Origin of the sequence: Streptomyces fuscichromogenes, from assembly GCF_014645815.1 — a bacterium.
GTDB classification, from domain to species: Bacteria; Actinomycetota; Actinomycetes; order Streptomycetales; family Streptomycetaceae; genus Streptomyces; species Streptomyces fuscichromogenes.
Map to the genome: position 1 here is coordinate 372670 of NZ_BMML01000004.1, position 20158 is coordinate 392827.

Genomic DNA, 20158 nt, shown 5'->3' on the forward strand with positions numbered 1-20158 from the left:
ATCCGCGAACCTGTCGGCTTCCAGAGGGGGCGGACCCGAACCGGATCCGCCCCCTCTCGCCGTGTCGCCGTCTCAGGCCAGCAACTCCACCTCCGCCAGCGTCGATTCACCGTCCAGGACCAGGCGGTAGTGCGCGTACGCCCCGGGTCTCTGGATCGTGAACGCCCGTGTCTGGAGGTCCCAGGCGAAGGTCTCGCCCGAACGGTGGTCCACGGTGCGCCAGTTCGCGCCGTCCGTCGAGGCCTGGAGGGTCCAGCCCGTCGGTGCCCTCGTGTGGTCCGACGGGGAGGTGAGGGTGTACTGGATGCCCTTGGCCGATCCGGTCACCGGCAGGTCCACCGACGTCACCGTATCCTGGGTGGCCGAGGTGTTGTCGAACAGGGCTCCGCCGCCCTTGAGGACGTCCGCGCGCGGGGTCGGGACCTTGTCGTCCTTGGTGATCGAGACCGGTGCGGCGTTCCTGCCGGTGCCCCAGGCCGACGGCTTCGGACCCATCGCGAAGTCGATGACACCGCCCTTGGAGATGAGGGAGTGGGGGAGCGAGGTCGACGTCCAGGCGCTGCCGTTGACGCGCACGCCCTGGACGTAGACGTTCCGCGCGCTGTTCCGCGGCGCCCGGATCACCAGGTCGTGGCCGTTCTCCAGATGGACGGTGGCCTTCCTGAACAGCGGGGAGCCGATCGTGTAGTCGCCGCTGCCCATCACCAGCGGGTAGAAGCCGAGGGCCGAGAAGAGGTACCAGGCCGACTGCTCGCCGTTGTCCTCGTCGCCGTGGTAGCCCTGACCGATCTCGCTGCCCAGGTAGAGCCGGGAGAGCGCCTCACGGACGTAGGCCTGCGCCTTCCAGGGCTCGCCGGCCGCGTCGTACATGTAGATGACGTGGTGGGCGACCTGGTTGGAGTGGCCGTACATGCCCATCCGCACGTCCCGGGCCTCGGTCATCTCGTGGATGACCCCGCCGTAGGAGCCGACGAAGTCGGGGGAGGCGGTCTCGGGCGTCGCGAAGAACTCGTCGAGCTTGTCGGCGAGCCCGGCCCGGCCGCCGTACAGGTTGGCCAGGCCCCGGCTGTCCTGCGGGGCGGTGAAGGCGTAACCCCAGCCGTTGGTCTCGGTGTAGTCGTAGCCCCACACCCGCGGGTCGTACGACGAGGAGTCCATCCGCCAGTCGCCCTGGGCGTCCTTGCCCTGGAAGAAGCCGGCCTTGGAGTCGAAGAGGTCCACGTAGTCCTGGGCGCGGTTGAGGAAGTAGTCCGACTCCTCCTGGTAGCGCTTCTCGCCCGTCTTCGCGTACAGCGCCCTGCCCATCTCGGCGATGCCGTAGTCGTTGACGTACCCCTCCATCGCCCAGGACAGGCCCTCGCGGGTGTCGTCGCTGGTGTAACCGAGGAAGGGGGAGGTGGACATGCCCTTGCGGCCGACGCCGGAGGAGGGCGGTACGACGGTCGCGTTCTTCAGGGCCGCCTCGTACGCCGCCTTCGCGTCGAACTTCACGCCCTTGACGTAGGCGTCCGCGAACGCCACGTCCGAGGAGGTGCCGGTCATCAGGTCGGCGTACCCGGGGGAGGACCAGCGCGAGGTCCAGCCGCCGTCCTTGTACTGCTGCACGAACCCGTCGACCATCTCGCCTGCCTGAGTGGGTGTCAGGAACGAGTAGGCCGGCCAGGTGGTGCGGTACGTGTCCCAGAAGCCGTTGTTGACGTACACCTTGCCGTCCACGATCTTCGCGCCGGTGTGCGTCGGGGTGTCCTGGCTGGTCATCGGCGAGAAGGGGGAGGCGTACTGGTACGTCGAACCGACCTTCTCGAAGCCGGAGTTGGGGTACAGGTACAGCCGGTACATGCTGGAGTAGAGGGTGGTGAGCTGGTCGGCCGTGGCGCCCTCCACCTCCACCTTGCCGAGCAGCCTGTCCCAGACCTTCCGCGCCTGTGCCTTCACCGTGTCGAAGGAGGTGCCGTCCGGGATCTCCTGGCGCAGGTTGTCCTTGGCCTGGTCGACGCTGATGAGGGAGGTGGCCAGGCGGAGCGTGACGGTGCGGTCGGCGCCCGCGTCGAAGCGCAGGTAGCCCTTCACCCCGCTGGAGTCGCCGCCCGTCACCGGCTTGTCGAAGACGCCGTAGACGAAGAGGCGGGTCGCGCCCGTCGACAGGCCGGACTTGACGTCGGAGTAGCCGGTGACGATCCCGTGCTCCTTGTCGAGGGTCAGGCCCGCCTGCTCGGTCACGTTGTCGAAGATCACGCTCGCGTCGTCGCCCGGGTAGGTGAAGCGCAGGGCGGCCGCGTGGTCGGTCGGCGTCATCTCGGCCTTCAGGCCGTTCTCGAACCGGACCCCGTAGTAGTACGGCCGGGCGGTCTCGTTCGCGTGCCGGAAGGCCAGCTCGCGTGCCTCCCGGCCGGTGTCCGGGGTGCCGGAGGCGACGGACGGCATCAGCTGGAAGGTCTGCCGGTCGCCCATCCAGGGGCTCGGCTCATGGCTCGCGCTGAACGCCTGGATCGTCGGCAGGTTGTCGCCGTTGTTGGCGCGGGCGTATTCGTACAGCCAGCTCTCCGAGGACGCGTTGGTCACCGGCGTCCAGAAGTTGAAGCCGTGCGGCAGGGCGGTGGCCGGGAAGTTGTTCCCGCGCGAGAAGCTGCCGCTGGAGTTGGTGCCGCGGGTGGTGAGCGCGTAGTCGGCCAGATGCGCCTTCGGCTTCTCGGGGGCCACCGGCTTCAGCGACACGTCGTCGATCCAGCCGCGGAACTTGGCGGGCCCGGCGGGGGAGTCGTAGCCCACCAGGATCCGGTCCACCGTCTTGCCGGCCGCGACCGAACCGATCACCGACGAGACGTTGTTCCACTGGTTGACGTACAGCGACTTCGAGGCGCCCTGCGCGCGCGGCGACAGCCCGAACCCGTGCTGGTCGACGGCCCCGAGGTCGCTCAGATAGGTCCCGTCCGTGAAGGCCAGGTCCACCGCCACGTTCGTGGCGTCGTAGTCGAGGTCGCCGTCGGCCATGGACGGGAAGATCCGGTAGCCCAGCCGCGTGTCGCGGCCGACCTCGACGTTCACGTCGAAGACCTTGTTGTACGAGTACGCCCGGCCGCTCGCGGTGTGCCGCCCGGCGTAGCGCAGTGCGTGCGTTCCCGTGAACCCGGCCCGCGCCTTCGCGGTCGGCGAACCGCTGGGCCCCTTGTCGACCAGCGAGAGCATGTCCTGGGGCACCGGACCGCCGCTGCCGCCCGTGGAGAACTGCAGGTCGGCGATCTGCAGGATGTCGGAGGCGCCGTTGTTCCGCGTGACGTCGAGCCGGAAGTGCTGGTACTCGGCGGGCGCGGAGAGGTCGTAGGAGTTGGTCTGGAACCGCTCCGGGAAGGACTCGCCGGTCCGGGTGTCGACGGTCTTCCAGTCCTTGCCGTCCGTCGAGCCCTGGAGGGTCCAGTCCTTCGGGTCGCGCTCGTCGTAGTCGTTCGCCGAGGTGAGGGCGTAGGTCACCAGCTTGATGGGCTTGTCGAAGTCGAACTCGACCCAGCCGGTGGGCTCGAAGGTGAGCCACTTGGTGCCCGGCTCGCCGTCGACGAGGTTCTCCTTGACCTCGCCCGCGCCGGTGTTCTCGCCGCTCGCCCGTACGTCGGTCACATGGTCGGTGACATTGCCGGGGATGCCGGTGCTGTAGCCGCCGTCCACGCCCGAGGCCCGCGGTGCGCCACCGGGGTCGGTGTCCACGGTGTCGGTCCAGTCCGGTGACGGATCGCCAGACTCGAACGAGGATGCGAACTGCGTCGCGGCGGCCGGTGCCTTCACTGGCAGGGCCACCGCGGCCCCCTGGGAGCCCAGGGTCATGACTACGGCGGCCGCGATCACGACCGCCGTACCAGATCGGTGTCCTGTTCTTCGCTGCGTTCTCCGCTGCATCACAACGGGTACCCTCCCTGCCACATGAGACAACGTTGTCAGCTGCGTGGCGCAGGAACCAGTAGGTGGTCAAGTGACCCGTGATGTCAAGGGTGTTGGGTGCGGCATTCAGGGGGCTATGTCGGCTCTTTTTCCGGCAAGGCGTACAGAGATCGCTCATATTTCCGACAGGTCTCAACTAGGAAAAGACCCGTGGCCAACCTTGCATTCGATCTTGCCCCGCTGACGGGAAGTGGACTATACCTGTCGGCGTTTCCCGCATGACTTCCTGCACGACCCAGCACTACCCGACCGCGGTGCCGGGAGGATCCGGTTCACCGCCTGAGTCCTGGAGAAGGCGTGGACTTGAGCATGGGATCCCCTTCCGCAGCGAACCCCGGTGCCGAGGGTGTCGGCCGGCGCGATCTGATCAAGCGTTCTGCCGCACTCGGCCTGATTTCGGTCCCCACCGTCGGATTCCTCTCCGCCTGCGCCAGCAGCGGCGGGGGCGGCCAGTCCAAGGACAAGGCCGGCAAGAAGACGGCCAAGAACCCGCTGGGCGTCAACGAGACCGCCAAGATGGAATTCGTCCTCTTCGACGGCGGTTTCGGCAAGGAGTACGCCCAGGACGCGGTGAAGATCTACGAGAAGGACTTCCCGAAGGCCACGGTCAAGTTCTCCGCCACCCAGAAGATCCAGTCCACCCTCCAGCCGCGCTTCAACCAGGGCACCCCGCCGGACCTCATCGACAACTCCGGCGCCGAGCAGATGGACATGGGCGTGCTCGTCGGCAAGAACCAGCTGGCCGACCTCACCCCGCTCCTCGACGCCCCGTCGTTCGACGACCCGAACAAGAAGGTCCGCGACACGCTCCGGCCCGGCATCGTCGAGATGGGCCAGTTCGACGGAGACCCGGTCTGGATCATGTACTACGCCTACACGGTCTACGGCGTCTGGTACTCGCAGAAGGCCCTGGACTCGCTGGACGCGGAGTACCCGCAGACCTGGGACCAGATGATCGCCGTCTGCGAGAAGGCCAAGAAGAAGGGCATGGCCGGCTGGACCTATGCCGGCAAGTACCCCTACTACATCCCCTTCTCGCTCTACCCGATGATCGGCAAGGTCGGCGGCGTCGAGGTCCTGAACGCCATCGACAACCTGGAGCCGAACGCCTGGAAGCACCCGGCCGTCAAGGCGTGTTTCGAGGCCTACTACGAGCTCTACAAGAAGGGCTACATCCTCAAGGGCACCCCCGGCATCGACCACATCCAGTCACAGACCGCCTGGGCGCAGGGCAAGGCGCTGTTCATCCCGAACGGCTCCTGGGTCGAGAACGAGTCGGCGAACGTCATCCCCTCCGACTTCGACCTCGCCGTCTCCGCGCCCACCGGCATCGACAAGAACGACAAGATGCCGTTCGGCACCATCTGGGCCTCCGGCGGCGAGCCGTTCATCGTCCCGGCCAAGGCGGCGAACGCCCAGGGCGGCATGGAGCAGCTGCGCATCATGCTCAGCGAGGCCTCCTCGAAGAACTTCACGACGAAGGTGAAGTCGCTGACCGCCTACAACGGCGGCACCGACGGCATCACCCTCACCCCCGGCCTCACCTCCGGTGTCGCCGCGCTGAAGCTGGCCGGGTCGAACGTGGTCAACCCGCGGCTCCAGGACTGGTACGTGCAGCTCCAGAAGGAGAAGATCGGGGTCGCCGGACTCGGCGAGATGATGGCCGGCCGGCTCACCCCGGCGGAGGCGATCAAGAAGATCCAGGGCTTCGCCGACGAGACCGCCAAGGACACCACGATCAAGCACTACAAGCACCAGTAACCAGCAACCCTCTCGGCACCGGAGTGGCGATGCAGCACGGCAAGTACCGGTTCATCGTGGGGTTTCTGGCGTTGCCCCTCGGACTGTACGCGCTCTTCGTGGTGTGGCCGTTCATCCAGTCCATCTACTACTCGTTCACGGACTGGACCGGCCTGAGCCCCGAATTCAAGATGGTCGGCCTGGACAATTACCGGAGGATGCTGCACGACGACGTCTTCTGGAAGTCCTTGCAGCACAGCTTGATGTTCGCGGTCGTGCTGCCGCTGGTGACGATCAGCCTGGCGCTGTTCTTCGCCTTCATGATCAATGTGGGTGGCCGGAGAAGAAGGGGAGGCCCGGTGATATCCGGAGTCCGGGGCTCCTCTTTCTACAAGATCGTCTACTTCTTCCCGCAGGTGCTGTCGATCGCGATCATCTCGCTGCTGTTCGCCTTCGCCTACAACCCCGACAGCGGCGCGATCAATTCACTGCTCCGCGGAATCGGTCTGGACAATATCCAGCCACTCTGGCTGGGCGACCCGAGCCTCGCCCTGTGGTGCGTGATGGCCGTACTGGTCTGGTCCTCGGTCGGTTTCTTCGTGGTCCTCTTCTCGGCGGGCATGGCGTCCATCCCCACCGACCTGTACGAGGCCGCCCTGCTCGACGGCGCCGGCCGCGCCACCACCTTCTTCCGCCTCACCCTGCCGCTGCTCTGGGACACCGTGCAGTCCGGCTGGGTCTACATGGGCATCCTCGCGCTCGGCGCCGAGTCGTTCGCAGTCGTACAGATCATGACGACCGGACCGGGCGGTCCGGACTACTCGACGACCGTGATGGTCCTGTACGTGTACCAGAAGGCGTTCCGGGACGGTCAGGCCGCCTACGCCACCACCATCGGCGTCGCCCTGCTGGTCGTCACGCTCGCCTTCGCGGCGATCGTGATGCGGCTGGGCCGTCGCGAGCGGCTGGAGTACTGAAGCGATGACGACGACCGAGACCGACGTCACTGTCACCAAGGCCGAGCCCCCCGCGCCCGAGCCGCCCCGGCGGCAGCGCGAGGGTGGGGTCCTCAACGTCTTCTCCCACGGCGTCCTGGTCATCTGGGCGTTCATGGTGGTCACGCCACTGCTCTGGGCCGTGATGACGTCCTTCAAGGACGACCGCTCCATCTTCGGCTCGCCCTGGGCGCTCCCCGACAAGCTCCACTTCGACAACTGGGCGCGGGCCTGGACCCAGGCCAACATGAGCGACTACTTCCTGAACACCGTCATCGTGGTCGGCGGCTCGCTCATCGGAACCCTGGTCCTCGGCTCGATGGCGGCCTACGTCCTGGCCCGCTTCGACTTCCCGGGCAACCGCTTCATCTACTACCTGTTCATCGGCGGCATGAGCTTCCCGATCATGCTCGCGCTGGTCCCGCTGTTCTACGTCGTCAACAACATGGGCCTGCTCAACACGCTGCACGGCCTGATCCTGGTCTACATCGCGTACTCGCTGCCGTTCACGGTCTTCTTCCTCACGGCGTTCTTCCGCACCCTGCCCACCTCGGTGGCCGAGGCGGCCTTCGTCGACGGCGCCTCGCACACCCGCACGTTCTTCCAGATCATGCTGCCGATGGCGAAGCCCGGCCTGATCAGCGTGGGGATCTTCAACTTCCTCGGCCAGTGGAACCAGTACATGCTCCCGACGGTCCTCAACACGGACCCCGACAAACACGTCCTCACCCAGGGCCTGGTCCAGCTCGCGGTCAGCCAGGGCTACAAGGGCGACTGGTCCGGCCTCTTCGCCGGCCTGGTGATGGCGATGCTCCCGGTCCTGGCGGCGTACATCATCTTCCAACGCCAGGTGGTGGCGGGCTTGACGGCCGGTGCGCTGAAGTAGGCCGAACGTTCGCAACCCGAAAGAGGGCGCCCTTGAATCCGGCGCCCGTGACCGCGCCCCGAAGGGGCGCGGGGAACTGCGCGACCAGCCACAACGCACCCGCACGGATGCGCTCGACCGGTCCCACCGCCCCCTCTGCCACCTGCTGACCAGTGGCCTGGACATGTCCATCGCATGTCTCTCCGGCAACCTCCGAACCGCCAACGATTTCTCTCAAGGACTTGACGGCGGTAACCCGTTCAGCAGAGCTTGGAGTTCATAACTTGTAAGTGGCCCGGTCTCAGTGAGGTGATCTGGGTCACGTTGGCGGCACCGTGGCCGCCTCCGATGGCGGGAGTGGATGGGTCGATGGAGACTCCGGGGTCGCAGTCGTCGCTGCACCGAGCCAACCTGGAACGTGTCGTACGGGCCGTACGTCTGGCCGGATCGCTCACGCAGGCGGAGATCGCGCGCACGACCGGCCTGTCGGCTGCGACGGTCTCCAACATCGTGCGTGAACTCAAGGACGGCGGAACCGTCGAGGTCACGCCCACCTCGGCGGGCGGCCGCAGGGCCCGCAGCGTGAGCCTGAGCGGTGACGCCGGCATCGTCATCGGGGTCGACTTCGGCCACACCCACCTGCGCGTGGCGATCGGCAACCTCGCCCACCAGGTGCTCGCCGAGGAGTCCGAGCCGCTCGACGTGGACGCGTCGTCCAGCCAGGGCTTCGACCGGGCGGAAGAGCTGGTCAACCGCCTGATCGCGGCGACCGGCGTGGACCGTTCGAAGATCGCCGGCGTGGGTGTCGGCGTCCCGGGCCCGATCGACGTGGAGTCCGGCACCCTCGGCTCCAGCGCCATCCTGCCCGGCTGGATCGGCGCGAGACCCGCGGAGGAGCTGCGGCTGCGCCTCGGCGTCCCCGTGCACGTGGACAACGACGCCAACCTCGGCGCCCTCGGCGAACTGGTCTGGGGCAGTGGCAAGGGCGTACGTGATCTTGCTTACATCAAGGTCGCCAGCGGCGTCGGCGCCGGCCTGGTGATCAACGGGAAGATCTACCGGGGTCCCGGCGGCACCGCGGGCGAAATCGGACATATCACACTCGATGAGTCCGGCCCGGTCTGCCGCTGCGGAAACCGCGGCTGCCTGGAGACTTTCGCGTCGGCCCGGTACGTGCTGCCCCTGCTCCAGCCCGGTCACGGCCCCGACCTGACCATGGAGGGCGTCGTGCGGCTGGCCCGGGACGGCGACCCGGGCTGCCGCCGGGTGATCGGTGACGTCGGCCGTCACATCGGCAGCGGTGTGGCCAATCTCTGTAACCTGTTGAACCCGAGCCGGGTGGTCCTCGGCGGCGACCTCGCCGAGGCCGGAGAACTGGTCCTGGGGCCCATCAGGGAGTCGGTGAGCCGTTATGCGATCCCCAGTGCGGCGCGTCAGCTCTCGGTGCTCCCGGGGGCGCTCGGCGGCCGTGCGGAGGTACTCGGCGCGCTCGCTCTCGCGCTCAGCGAGATGGGCGATTCGACCCTTTTGGATGGGTCGTCACCCGCTGTTGCACCTGCCTTCACTTAGAGAACGAATGGCGCCGTTGCCATCTCGTTAAGTATTTACTTCTTGACGTCGAACTTTCGGCCGAGTTGACTTCGAGCCACCTCGGCCGCAGCGTTGCGGCCCTGTCAGGGAGGCACCCCCAATGAACGCAACGATGCGTAGAGTCGTGATCGGCACCGCCGCGGTTTCCATGGCGCTGTCGCTCGCCGCCTGTGGCAAGGCCGGCGATGACAAGAAGAGCGACTCGTCGAGCAGCAGCTCCTCCGGTAGCAAGACCATCGGACTGCTGCTCCCCGACAGCGTGACCGCGCGCTACGAGAAGTTCGACAAGCCGTACTTCGAGGCGCAGGTCAGCTCGCTGTGTGCCGACTGCAAGGTCGAGTACGCGAACGCTGCCGGTGACGCTGCCAAGCAGGCCCAGCAGGTCAGCAGCATGATCACCAAGGGCGTGAAGGTCATCGTGATCTCCGCCCAGGACTCCGCTGCCATCAAGTCCTCCATCGACGCCGCCGTGGCCAAGGGCATCAAGGTCGTCGCGTACGACCGCCTCGCCCAGGGCAAGGTCTCCGCCTACGTCTCCTTCGACAACGTCAAGGTCGGCGAGCTGCAGGGCCAGGCCCTGATCGACGCCCTCGGCTCCAAGGCGACCAAGAAGTCCAAGATCGTCATGATCAACGGTGACGACGCCGACCCGAACGCCGCCATGTTCAAGAAGGGCGCGCACGAAGCCCTCGACGGCAAGGTCGACATCGCCTACGAGCAGTCCGGTCTGTGGAAGGACACGGTCGCCGCGCAGAAGGTGAAGGCGGCCATCACCCAGCTCGGTGCCAAGAACATCGCGGGCGTCTACTCCGCCAACGACGGCATGGCCGGTGGTATCGCCACCACCCTCAAGGGCGCCGGCATCAGCGGCATCCCGCTGACCGGTCAGGACGCGGAGCTCGCGGGTATCCAGCGCATCGTCGCCGGCACCCAGTCCTCCACCGTCTACAAGGCGTTCAAGCCGGAGGCCGACGCCGCCGCCACGATCGCCGTGGACCTGCTGGAGGGCAAGAGCATCACCTCGCTCGCCACCACCACGCAGACCAGCGGCTCCGGCGACAAGGTGCCCTCGCAGCTGCTGACCCCGGTGTCGGTCACCAAGGCCAACATCAAGGACACGGTGATCAAGGACGGTCTGTACACCGTCTCCGACATCTGCACCACTGAGTTCGCCAAGGCCTGCAAGGCTGCCGGCCTCCAGTAGCCCGGCCCCGGAGCGGTAGCGCTCCGGCCGCCAGCGCCCGGGTGATCGCAGTACGACACCCGGGCCCCGGCCGCCCGACACGACCCGGCCCTTCCGCAAGGTGCCCGGACCTGTCCGGCGGTCTCGCGAGAACCCCTCCGACGCCCGCTCCGGCCTTCATACCCCGCTGCCGGAGCGGGCGTCGGACGGACCCGTTGCCAAGCGCGGCGGACTCGCGCATGTTCATCTTGTAAACCGCGTGCGTACACCGACACCCCGAGGTACCGCACGACCCTCCGCGCCTGCTCGACAAGCGCGGCATCCCCGCCGGTCAGGCGGCGAAGGAGATGGTTCACGTGTCCGCTACGCCCGTGCTGGCGTTGCGCGGAGTCTCCAAGCGATTCGGTGCGGTCCAGGCACTCACCGATGTCGAACTGGAGGTCCACGCCGGAGAAGTGGTCGCCCTGGTGGGCGACAACGGCGCAGGAAAGTCGACCCTGGTCAAGACGATCGCCGGTGTGCATCCCATCGATGAGGGCGTCATCGAATGGGACGGCAGCCCGGTCAGCATCAACAAGCCGCACGACGCCCAGGGTCTCGGCGTCGCGACGGTCTACCAGGACCTCGCCCTCTGCGACAACCTCGACGTGGTCGGCAACCTCTTCCTCGGCCGTGAGCTCCTGCACCGGGGCGTCATCGACGAGGTGACGATGGAGAAGCAGGCCCGCGAGCTGCTGAGCACGCTCTCCATCCGCATCCCGAGCGTGCGCATCCCGATCGCCAGCCTCTCCGGCGGTCAGCGCCAGGTCGTGGCCATCGCCCGCGCCCTGATCGGCGACCCCAAGGTCGTCATCCTCGACGAGCCCACCGCCGCCCTCGGTGTCGAGCAGACCGCGCAGGTCCTCGACCTGGTGGAGCGGCTGCGCGAGCGCAACCTCGCCGTCATCCTCATCAGCCACAACATGGCCGATGTGAAGGCGGTGGCCGACACCGTCGCCGTGCTGCGGCTGGGCAAGAACAATGGTTTCTTCCCCGTGAAGAGCACCAGCCAGGAAGAGATCATCGCGGCGATCACGGGTGCCACGGACAACGCCGTGACCCGTCGTTCGGAGCGTCGCACCCCGGAGGCGGCAAAGTGAGCGAGACGTCCAAGACCGTGAAGGGCGACGAGTCGCCCAAGACCGAACCGGTCGCCACCACCGAGCCGGCCGAGGCCCCCACCACGGTGGCCCCCGCGGACGACCCCACGGCCGCGCCGGTCACGGTCGTCGACCCGCGGCTGCTGGTCCGTGAGGAGGGCTTCAAGGGCTACCTCACGGAGTTCAAGCGCCGGGTGCGCGGCGGCGAGCTGGGCTCGCTGCCCGTGGTCATCGGTCTGATCATCATCTGGACCATCTTCCAGGTGAAGAACAGCCTGTTCCTCAGCGCGGACAACCTCTCCAACATCAGCTACTTCCTCGCGGCCACCGGCATGCTCGCCATCGGCCTGGTGTTCGTGCTGCTGCTCGGTGAGATCGACCTCTCCGTCGGCTCGGTGAGCGGTCTGGCCTCCACGGTGTTCGCCGTCTTCGTGGTCAACCACGGGATGAACCAGTGGCTCGCCCTGATCCTCACGATCATCACGGGCATCGGCATCGGCGCGCTGCACGGCTGGTTCTTCGCCAAGATCGGCGTACCCGCGTTCGTGGTCACCCTGGCCGGCTTCCTCGGCTGGAACGGTCTGATGCTGTGGCTGCTCGGCGACAGCGGCACGATCAACATCCCGGCCGACAGCGGTCCGGTGCACATCCTCGGCCAGAGCTCCTTCTTCATGGACCAGGCCATCATCGGTGCCTACCTGCTGGCCGGCCTCGGTGTCGTGCTGTCGGCCGTGGGCCAGTTCAACGAGCAGCGGCGGCGCCGCGCGGCGGGCGTGCCGTTCCGGCCCACCAGCGAGATCGTGGTCCGTGTCGTGCTGCTCGCGGTCGCGTCCTTCGTGGCGGCCGCGGTGCTCAACAACGCCTCCGGCGTCTCCAACGCGCTGGTGATCTTCCTCGCGTCGCTGGTGATCGTCGACTTCGTGCTGCGCCGTACCACTTACGGCCGCAAGGTCTTCGCGGTCGGCGGCGGCATCGAGGCGGCCCGCCGTGCGGGTATCAGCGTGCCGATGGTCCGGATCACCGTGTTCGCGATCTCCGGTGGCTTCGCGGCCATCGGCGGTATGTTCTTCGCCGGTCAGACGGCGAGCGCGACGCTCAACGCCGGTGGCGGCAACACCCTGATGCTCGCCATCGCGGCGGCCGTCATCGGTGGCACGTCGCTGTTCGGCGGTCGCGGCACCGTCTGGTCCGCCCTCCTGGGCATGCTGGTCATCCAGTCCATCCAGACCGGCCTCGACCTGCTGAACATGAACACGTCGATCCAGTACATGATCACCGGTGGTGTTCTGCTGGGCGCGGTCGTCATCGACTCCGTGTCCCGCAAGAGCCAGAAGGCGGCGGGGCGCGGCTGACGCCGAGCGCCGTCGGGGGTGCGGTGGAGCTGCGGGTGCCGGTCCGTCGTGGCTGGTCGCGCCCACGCGGCGGTAGCCGCAAATGAATGCAGCCCCCCGCCCCCTTCAGGGGCGTGACTGTGCCCGGTGCCTGAAAAGGCACCGGGCACAGCTGTGTCTCAGGAACCCTTTCGATGGGTACGGCCGTTCGCGTGACGTATGACGTACAGCCCGGACGCAGTGCGCCCGAGCGGAACATTAGACTCGACGAGCCCGGCAACAGCTCGATCAGCTCTACTGCAAGGAGGCACGGGTGCCGCTGCTGACCCGTATCAGGGGACCGCGCGATCTGGACCGGCTCAGCCCCGAGGAGCTGGTCCAGCTGGCAGAGGAGATCCGGAGCTTCCTCGTGGAAGCGGTCTCCAAGACCGGCGGACACCTCGGTCCCAACCTGGGCGTGGTCGAGCTCACCATCGCCCTGCACCGCGTCTTCGACTCGCCGAAGGACAAGGTGCTGTGGGACACCGGCCACCAGTCCTACGTGCACAAGCTGCTCACCGGCCGCCAGGACTTCGCGAAGCTCAAGCAGAAGGGCGGCCTGTCCGGCTACCCCTCGCAGGCCGAGTCCGAGCACGACGTCATCGAGAACAGCCACGCCTCCACGGTGCTCGGCTGGGCCGACGGCATCGCCAAGGGCAACCAGCTGCTCGAACGCGACAGCCACGTCGTCGCCGTGATCGGTGACGGCGCCCTCACCGGCGGCATGGCCTGGGAGGCGCTGAACAACATCGCCGCCGCCAAGGACCGCCCGCTGGTCATCGTCGTCAACGACAACGAGCGGTCGTACGCCCCCACCATCGGCGGCCTCGCCAACCACCTGGCGACCCTGCGCACGACGGACGGGTACGAGCGGTTCCTCGCCCGGGGCAAGGACCTGCTGGAGCGCACCCCGGTCGTCGGCAGGCCGCTCTACGACACCCTGCACGGCGCCAAGAAGGGGCTGAAGGACTTCATCGCCCCGCAGGGCATGTTCGAGGACCTGGGCCTGAAGTACGTCGGCCCGATCGACGGCCACGACCTGGAGGCCCTGGAGTCGGCCCTCGCCCGCGCCAAACGGTTCGGCGGCCCGGTGATCGTGCACTGCCTCACCGAGAAGGGCCGCGGCTACCAGCCCGCCCTCCAGGACGAGGCCGACCGCTTCCACGGCATCGGCCCCATCCACCCCGACACCGGCCTGCCCGTGAAGGCCTCCGGCGCCGACTGGACCTCCGTCTTCGGCGACGAGATGGTCGAGCTCGGCAAGGAGCGCGAGGACATCGTCGCCATCACGGCGGCCATGCTCCAGCCGGTCGGCCTGAAGAAGTTCGCGGACACCTTCCCGGACCGCATCTACGACGTCGGCATCGCCGAGCAGCACGGCGCGGTCTCCGCGGCGGGCCTCGCCACGGCCGGCCTGCACCCCGTGTTCGCCGTGTACGCCACCTTCCTCAACCGCGCCTTCGACCAGGTCCTGATGGACGTGGCCCTGCACAGGTGCGGGGTGACCTTCGTCCTGGACCGGGCCGGCGTCACCGGCACCGACGGCGCCTCCCACAACGGCATGTGGGACATGTCGATCCTCCAGGTCGTCCCCGGCCTCAGGCTCGCCGCCCCGCGCGACGCCGACCAGGTCCGCGCCCAGCTCCGCGAGGCCGTCGAGGTCGACGACGCCCCGACGGTCGTCCGCTTCTCCAAGGGTGCGGTCGGCCCCGCCGTACCCGCCGTCGGCAGGGTCGGCGCCATGGACGTGCTGCGCGAGCCCGGCACCGACACCCCGGACGTGCTCCTGGTCTCGGTGGGCGCCCTCGCCCCCATGTGCCTGGAGATCGCCGGTCTCCTCGACAGGCAGGGCATCTCGACGACCGTGGTCGACCCGCGCTGGGTCAAGCCGGTCGACGAGGCCATGGCCCCGCTGGCCGAGCGCCACCGGGTGGTCGTGACGGTGGAGGACAACAGCCGGGTCGGCGGCGTGGGCTCGGCGGTCGCACAGGCACTGCGGGACGCGGGCGTCGACGTCCCGCTGCGCGACTTCGGCATCCCGCCCCGCTTCCTGGACCACGCGTCGCGGGCCGAGATCATGGCGGAGATCGGTCTGACCGCCCCCGACATCGCCCGCCAGGTCACCGGTCTGGTCGCAAGGCTGGACGGTACGAAGGAAGTGGACTCGGTGGAATCCGCGAGGGACTGAGCCACAACGCGCCCCAAGGGGCGCGGGGAACACGAACCACCCCGATGGGTCGGTCCCGCTCACCTCTCCGGTGGCGAGACCGACCCATCTGCGTGAACCTGCCTTTGCCGGGCATACGCACCCCCGGCCCTCTCGATCATGTCGAGGATGACAAACGTGGGAGGTAGGCACGTGGGCAGCACGCTCTTCAGGACCAAGAACGTCGAACAGTCCATCAAGGACACCGAGGAACCGGAGCACGCGCTCAAGAAGTCGCTGTCGGCCCTGGACCTCACGGTCTTCGGCGTGGGTGTCATCATCGGCACCGGCATCTTCGTCCTGACCGGCACCGCCGCCAAGAACAACGCGGGACCCGCCGTCGCCCTCTCCTTCGTGGTGGCCGGCGTCGTCTGCGGCCTCGCCGCGCTCTGCTACGCCGAGTTCGCCTCCACCGTCCCGGTCGCCGGTTCGGCGTACACCTTCTCGTACGCCTCACTGGGCGAGTTCCCCGCCTGGATCATCGGCTGGGACCTGGTGCTGGAGCTGGCGCTGGGCACCGCGGTGGTCGCCGTCGGCTGGTCGGGGTACATCCACTCGCTGCTCGACAACGCCGGCTGGCACCTGCCCGGGTACCTCAGCGGCCGCGACGGCGCCCACGGCTTCGGCTTCGACATCCTCGCCGCCGCCCTGGTCCTCGTGCTCACCGCGATCCTCGTCGTCGGCATGAAGCTCTCCGCCCGGGTCACCTCGGTCGTCGTCGCCATCAAGGTCGCCGTCGTCCTGGTCGTCATCATCGCCGGCGCCTTCTTCATCCACAGCGGCAACTACAGCCCCTTCGTGCCGCCCAAGGAGCCCGTGCCGGCCGGCGGCAACCTCAAGGCCCCGCTGATCCAGCTGATGATCGGCTGGGCCCCCTCCAACTTCGGCGTGATGGGCATCTTCACCGCCGCGTCGGTCGTCTTCTTCGCCTTCATCGGCTTCGACGTCGTCGCCACCGCCGCCGAGGAGACCCGCAACCCGCAGCGGGACGTACCGCGCGGCATCATCGGCTCCCTGATCATCTGCACCGCGCTGTACGTGGCCGTGGCCATCGTGGTGACCGGCATGCAGAAGTACAGCGAGCTGTCCGTGGACGCCCCCCTCGCCGACGCGTTCAAGGCCACCGGGCACCCCTGGTTCGCCGGTCTGATCAGCTTCGGCGCCGCCGTCGGCCTGACCACCGTGTGCATGATCCTGCTGCTCGGCCAGTCCCGGGTGTTCTTCGCGATGAGCCGCGACGGCCTGCTGCCCCGCTTCTTCTCGCACACCCACCCGAGGTTCCGCACCCCGTACCGGCCGACCATCCTGCTCGGCGTCGTCATCGCGATCGTCGCCGGCTTCACCAGTCTCAGCGAACTCGCCGAACTGGTGAACATCGGTACGCTCTTCGCCTTCATCGTCGTCGCGATCAGCGTGATCATCCTGCGCAACACCCGGCCGGACCTGGAGCGGTCCTTCCGCACCCCCTGGGTGCCGGCGCTGCCGATCGTGTCCGTGCTGGCGTCGCTCTGGCTGATGCTCAACCTGCCCGCCGAGACCTGGCTGCGGTTCGCCATCTGGATGGTCATCGGCTTCGTCGTCTACTTCCTCTACGGCCGCTCGCACAGCCGCCTCGCCCAGGCCGAACGGACCCCCGCCGACGCTCCGTGACCGCCAGGCTCGCCACTTCGGCCCCGTATGTCCCGTCCGGGCGGGACTGCGGGGCCGGATAGCGTGCTCCCCATGCTGCTCGCGCCCCACGCCCCGCCACGGTCCGTAGTCGCAGGGAAGGGGTACTGGACTCGGCTGCTGCCGCTGCTCGCCGTCGTGGCCTGCGTGACCCGGGCACCCTCCTTCCTCCGGCCGCTGTGGAACCCGGACGAGGGCTATCTCGCCGTACAGGCCCGCATGCTCGCACGCGGCGGGCAGCTGTACGAGACCGTCGTGGACCGCAAGCCGCCGCTGCTGCCCTGGCTGTACGAGGGGACGTTCGCGGTCTTCGGGTCCGGGTCGCTCACCCCGGTCCGGGTCCTCGCCGTGCTGGCCCAGCTGGCCACCGCCGTGCTGCTCGCGTCGATCGCCCGGCGGCGCTGGGGCGACCGGGCCGGCCGCACCGCCGGGGCGCTGTACCTGCTGGTCTCGGTCGGGCTCAACCCCGAGGACGCGCAGGCGGCCACCTTCGAGGTGTTCATGCTGCCCTGCACGGCCGCCGCCATGTGGTGCGCCGACCGCCGCCGCTGGGGAGCGGCCGGGGCCGCCGTCGCCTGCGCCTTCCTCACCAAGCAGACGGGCGGTGCGGTCCTGCTGCCGGTGCTCCACCTCCTCCACCGGCACGGCGGTCCGCGCGCGGGCCTGCTCCGGCTGGCGGCCGGTGCCGTCCTGCCCGTGCTGGGCGCGGCCCTGGTCACCGACCCGGCCGGCTTCGCCTTCTGGACGGTCACCGGCTCCGGCGCCTACGCCTCCTTCACCGGCTCCGAACTCCATGTTCTGGCACGGGCGTTGACCAACACCGCGATCCTCGGCGCGGCCTCCGCCGGGCTGCTCCCACCCATCGCGCGGGCCCTGCGCATCGCCCGCACCGGCGCCGCCGACCTCTGGCTGTGGCTGGCCGCGTCGGCGGTCGCCGTCACCCTCGGCTTCCACTTCTTCGGCCACTACTTCCTGCAACTCACTCCGCCCCTGGCGCTGTTGGCCACGGCCGCGCTGCAGATCCTGCCGTGGGAACGGACCTCGGCCGCGGTCCTGGCCTCGGCCTGCGCCTGTGCCCTGTTCCTGGCCTGGGGCGTGCTGGCCCCCCGGCCCGAACTCGCGCACGCGCAGCGGCTGGCGCTCACCCTCGACCGCCGTACCGCGCCCGGCGACCGGGTCCTGGTCTGGGGCATACACCCGGAGACGTACTGGCTCGCCGACCGCACCCCCGCCACCCGCTACCTCACCGCCGGCCTCCTCACCAACTTCAGCGGCGGCCGGGACGGCCCGCAGGTCGGCGAGAAGTACGCCGTCGCCGGCACCTGGCCGGTCTTCCGCGCGGAACTCGCCGACCGGGCACCGGCCCTGGTGATCGACGACTCGCGTGGCAAGCCGTACGGCCCCGCCCGCGTCCCGAGCCTGCGCAGGCTGCTCGCGGCGGACTACGAACAGGCGGGCGAGGTGGACGGGGCGGTGCTGTATGTGAGGGCGCCGGGCGCCCCGTAAGGGGCGCGGGGAACTGCGCGACCAGCCCCCACCGGCCCGCAGCGAACGAACCGCCCTACCAGCGGAGTGCTACAGCAGCGCGCTCGGCCCGATCACCTCGGCGCCCAACTCCGTCACCCGGCCCCGCAGTTCACGGTCGGCGGTGATGACGAGCCGGGGCCGGCCGGGCTCCTCGGCGGCCAGTTCCACGATCCGGTCGTCACCGCTGCCGGGTGCCGACTCCACCCGTACCCCGGGCACCGACGCCACCCCGCGGGCCGCGCCCTCGACGACGAGCACCAGCTCCACCGGCGTCGGCCGGCCGGGCAGCCCCCGCTCGGCCAGCCGGTCGCGCAGCCGCTCCGCGGCTCCCCTGCGGTCCCGCCACCAGCCGTCCGGCTTCGACCCGACGACGTTCGCGCCGTCGACGATCACCAGCAGGGGAGCTTCGTCTTCCATGCCCCAAGCCTCGCACGCCCGGGGCCCCGGCACTGCCGCGAACGGCCCCGCCTAGAGTGAAGCGGTGAACGGCGACTGGCTCCTCCGCGGCCGTGACGGCCGGCTCAGTGTCCACCTGCCGTCGGGCGACGCCGTGCTGTGCCGGGCCGAGCGCGGCCCCGGCGGCTCCTGGGGCGCCCCGCGGAGAATGGGCGGCGACCAGCCGCTGCACCCCGGCTTCGCGGTGGGACAGGGGAGCGACGGATACGCCCACCTGGTCGGCTGGCGGCCCACCGGGCAGGGCGAGTCGGGCCTCGTCCACTCCACGCACTACCGGCCGCACCTGGCGGCCCTGGACTGGAAGCCGATCGGTCACCCGGGCAGGAAGGGCGATGTCACCGGTTCCCCGGCCGTCGCGGTGGACGCGCAGGGCCGCGCCCATGTCTTCGTCCGCAACCGGGGGCGCGGGGTGAGCATGACCGCCCAGAAGGCCAAGGGCGGCTGGGAGCCGTGGCGGGACCTGAAGGGGCGGCTGGTCGAGGACGGGCTCGCGGCGGTGACCGGGGAGTCGGGACGGGTCGAGGTGTACGCGGCCGTGCCCGGCGGGATCGTGCACTGGCGTCAGGAGGCGGCGGGCAAGCCGCCCGTGCTCCTGGAGGCCCTGGAGACCCCGGTCCGGCCGGGCACCCTGCGCGCCCTCGCCACCTCGCCGGAGAGCACGACCCTCTACTACACCGACGAGTCCGGCGACCTCTGCGCCTGGCGTCCGGGCGACAGGCCGCACACCCTGCTGCCCTCCGCCGGGCCCGGACCCGTCGCCGCGGTCCGCTGCGCACTCGACGGGCACGACTGCACCCTGCTCGCCCAGCGCTCGGCGAGCGGCCGGGTGGCCTTCGCCGCCTATCCGACCGAGGACGAGCGGGCGGGCGCCTGGTGGACCGAGTCCGGACCGCAGCTGCCCGCGGACGCGACGGTCGCCCTGACCACCGACGAGGACGGCCGGGTGACCGCGGCCAGCCTGTCCCCGGCCACCGGCCAACTGCTCCTCACCCGCCGCAAGGACGAGCCGGGGCTGGCCCTGCGGGCCTGGCAGGAGGTCTGAGACGGGCTCCGGGCCGTCACGAACGGGGCGCGTGCGCCATGATGACCACCGTGGAAGACCAGACACTCATCGACGCCTGGCGGCGTCTGCTCACCGGCTCCGGCAAGTCATGGGTGGTGTTCGAGCACGGCACCTGCGTGGTGCTCGAACACCCCGCCGGTGACATCGCCGAGCAGGCCGTCGGCATCCTCCGCGAGTTCGGCCCCATGCATGTCGCCACCGCGGCGGGCGACTTCCGGGTGCTCGAACTCCAGCAGGGCGAGGGCTGGCTGGTGACGAGCCACCACCCGGACGTCGTCACCTTCGTGCCGCGCGACGATCCCGAGGACCCCTCCCACCTGGCCGTCGGCATCCTGGGCCGCTCCCGCCGCGACCTCGACGGCACCGAACTGACCGTCGTCCATGCCGAGGCGGCCCCGCCCTCCTGAAGCGGTTACGGCCGGTACG

General features: G+C 69.1%; 14 protein-coding genes. 12 read left to right on the forward strand and 2 right to left on the reverse strand.

Features of this window, described 5'->3' with window-relative positions; translation table 11 throughout:
- Positions 1 to 72: 72 nt before the first annotated feature.
- Positions 73 to 3816 (reverse strand): GH92 family glycosyl hydrolase, encoded by a 3744-nt coding sequence (locus IEZ11_RS11105; RefSeq protein WP_229712966.1) that lies wholly within the window; start codon positions 3814 to 3816, stop codon positions 73 to 75.
- Between the two features lie 423 nt (positions 3817 to 4239).
- On the opposite strand from IEZ11_RS11105, the gene ngcE reads away from it, so the two are divergent.
- The 10 genes from ngcE to IEZ11_RS11155 all read left to right on the forward strand — a co-directional run bounded on the left by ngcE (position 4240) and on the right by IEZ11_RS11155 (position 18192).
- A complete protein-coding gene (ngcE, locus tag IEZ11_RS11110; protein ID WP_189262496.1) occupies positions 4240 to 5691 on the forward strand; it encodes an N-acetylglucosamine/diacetylchitobiose ABC transporter substrate-binding protein in 1452 nt (483 codons plus the stop codon).
- 29 nt (positions 5692 to 5720) lie between these two features.
- Positions 5721 to 6647 (forward strand): carbohydrate ABC transporter permease, encoded by a 927-nt coding sequence (locus IEZ11_RS11115; RefSeq protein WP_189262497.1) that lies wholly within the window; start codon positions 5721 to 5723, stop codon positions 6645 to 6647.
- A gap of 4 nt (positions 6648 to 6651) precedes the next feature.
- Positions 6652 to 7551 (forward strand): carbohydrate ABC transporter permease, encoded by a 900-nt coding sequence (locus IEZ11_RS11120; RefSeq protein WP_189262498.1) that lies wholly within the window; start codon positions 6652 to 6654, stop codon positions 7549 to 7551.
- A 348-nt stretch (positions 7552 to 7899) separates the two neighbouring features.
- Positions 7900 to 9099 (forward strand): ROK family transcriptional regulator, encoded by a 1200-nt coding sequence (locus IEZ11_RS11125; protein WP_189262499.1) that lies wholly within the window; start codon positions 7900 to 7902, stop codon positions 9097 to 9099.
- A gap of 133 nt (positions 9100 to 9232) precedes the next feature.
- Positions 9233 to 10324: a sugar ABC transporter substrate-binding protein gene (locus IEZ11_RS11130; protein WP_189262500.1), complete on the forward strand. Its 1092-nt coding sequence runs from the start codon at positions 9233 to 9235 to the stop codon at positions 10322 to 10324.
- Positions 10325 to 10650: 326 nt separating this feature from the next.
- Entirely contained in the window at positions 10651 to 11442 is a 792-nt protein-coding gene (locus IEZ11_RS11135) for an ATP-binding cassette domain-containing protein (protein ID WP_189262501.1), read from the forward strand.
- The gene (locus tag IEZ11_RS11140; RefSeq protein ID WP_189262502.1) at positions 11439 to 12794 is read left to right on the forward strand and encodes a sugar ABC transporter permease; all 1356 of its coding nucleotides are present in this window, start codon (positions 11439 to 11441) and stop codon (positions 12792 to 12794) included. The genes IEZ11_RS11135 and IEZ11_RS11140 overlap by 4 nt, the downstream gene beginning before the upstream one ends.
- Positions 12795 to 13086: 292 nt before the next feature.
- On the forward strand, positions 13087 to 15000 hold the full coding sequence (gene dxs, locus IEZ11_RS11145; RefSeq protein WP_189262503.1) for a 1-deoxy-D-xylulose-5-phosphate synthase: 1914 nt from the start codon (positions 13087 to 13089) through the stop codon (positions 14998 to 15000).
- A 171-nt stretch (positions 15001 to 15171) separates the two neighbouring features.
- Complete coding sequence (locus tag IEZ11_RS11150) at positions 15172 to 16668, forward strand: amino acid permease (RefSeq protein WP_189262504.1); 1497 nt, start codon at positions 15172 to 15174, stop codon at positions 16666 to 16668.
- A gap of 72 nt (positions 16669 to 16740) precedes the next feature.
- Positions 16741 to 18192, forward strand: coding sequence for an ArnT family glycosyltransferase (locus IEZ11_RS11155; protein WP_189262505.1), 1452 nt, complete (start codon positions 16741 to 16743; stop codon positions 18190 to 18192).
- A gap of 69 nt (positions 18193 to 18261) precedes the next feature.
- On the opposite strand, the gene IEZ11_RS11160 is transcribed toward IEZ11_RS11155, so the two are convergent.
- Positions 18262 to 18630, reverse strand: coding sequence for a PIN domain-containing protein (locus IEZ11_RS11160; RefSeq protein WP_189262506.1), 369 nt, complete (start codon positions 18628 to 18630; stop codon positions 18262 to 18264).
- A gap of 64 nt (positions 18631 to 18694) precedes the next feature.
- Here IEZ11_RS11160 and IEZ11_RS11165 point away from each other — a divergent pair, with 64 nt between their 5' ends.
- Complete coding sequence (locus IEZ11_RS11165; RefSeq protein WP_189262507.1) at positions 18695 to 19711, forward strand: DUF8189 domain-containing protein; 1017 nt, start codon at positions 18695 to 18697, stop codon at positions 19709 to 19711.
- A gap of 41 nt (positions 19712 to 19752) precedes the next feature.
- Entirely contained in the window at positions 19753 to 20139 is a 387-nt protein-coding gene (locus IEZ11_RS11170; RefSeq protein WP_229712951.1) for a hypothetical protein, read from the forward strand.
- Positions 20140 to 20158 lie beyond the last annotated feature (19 nt).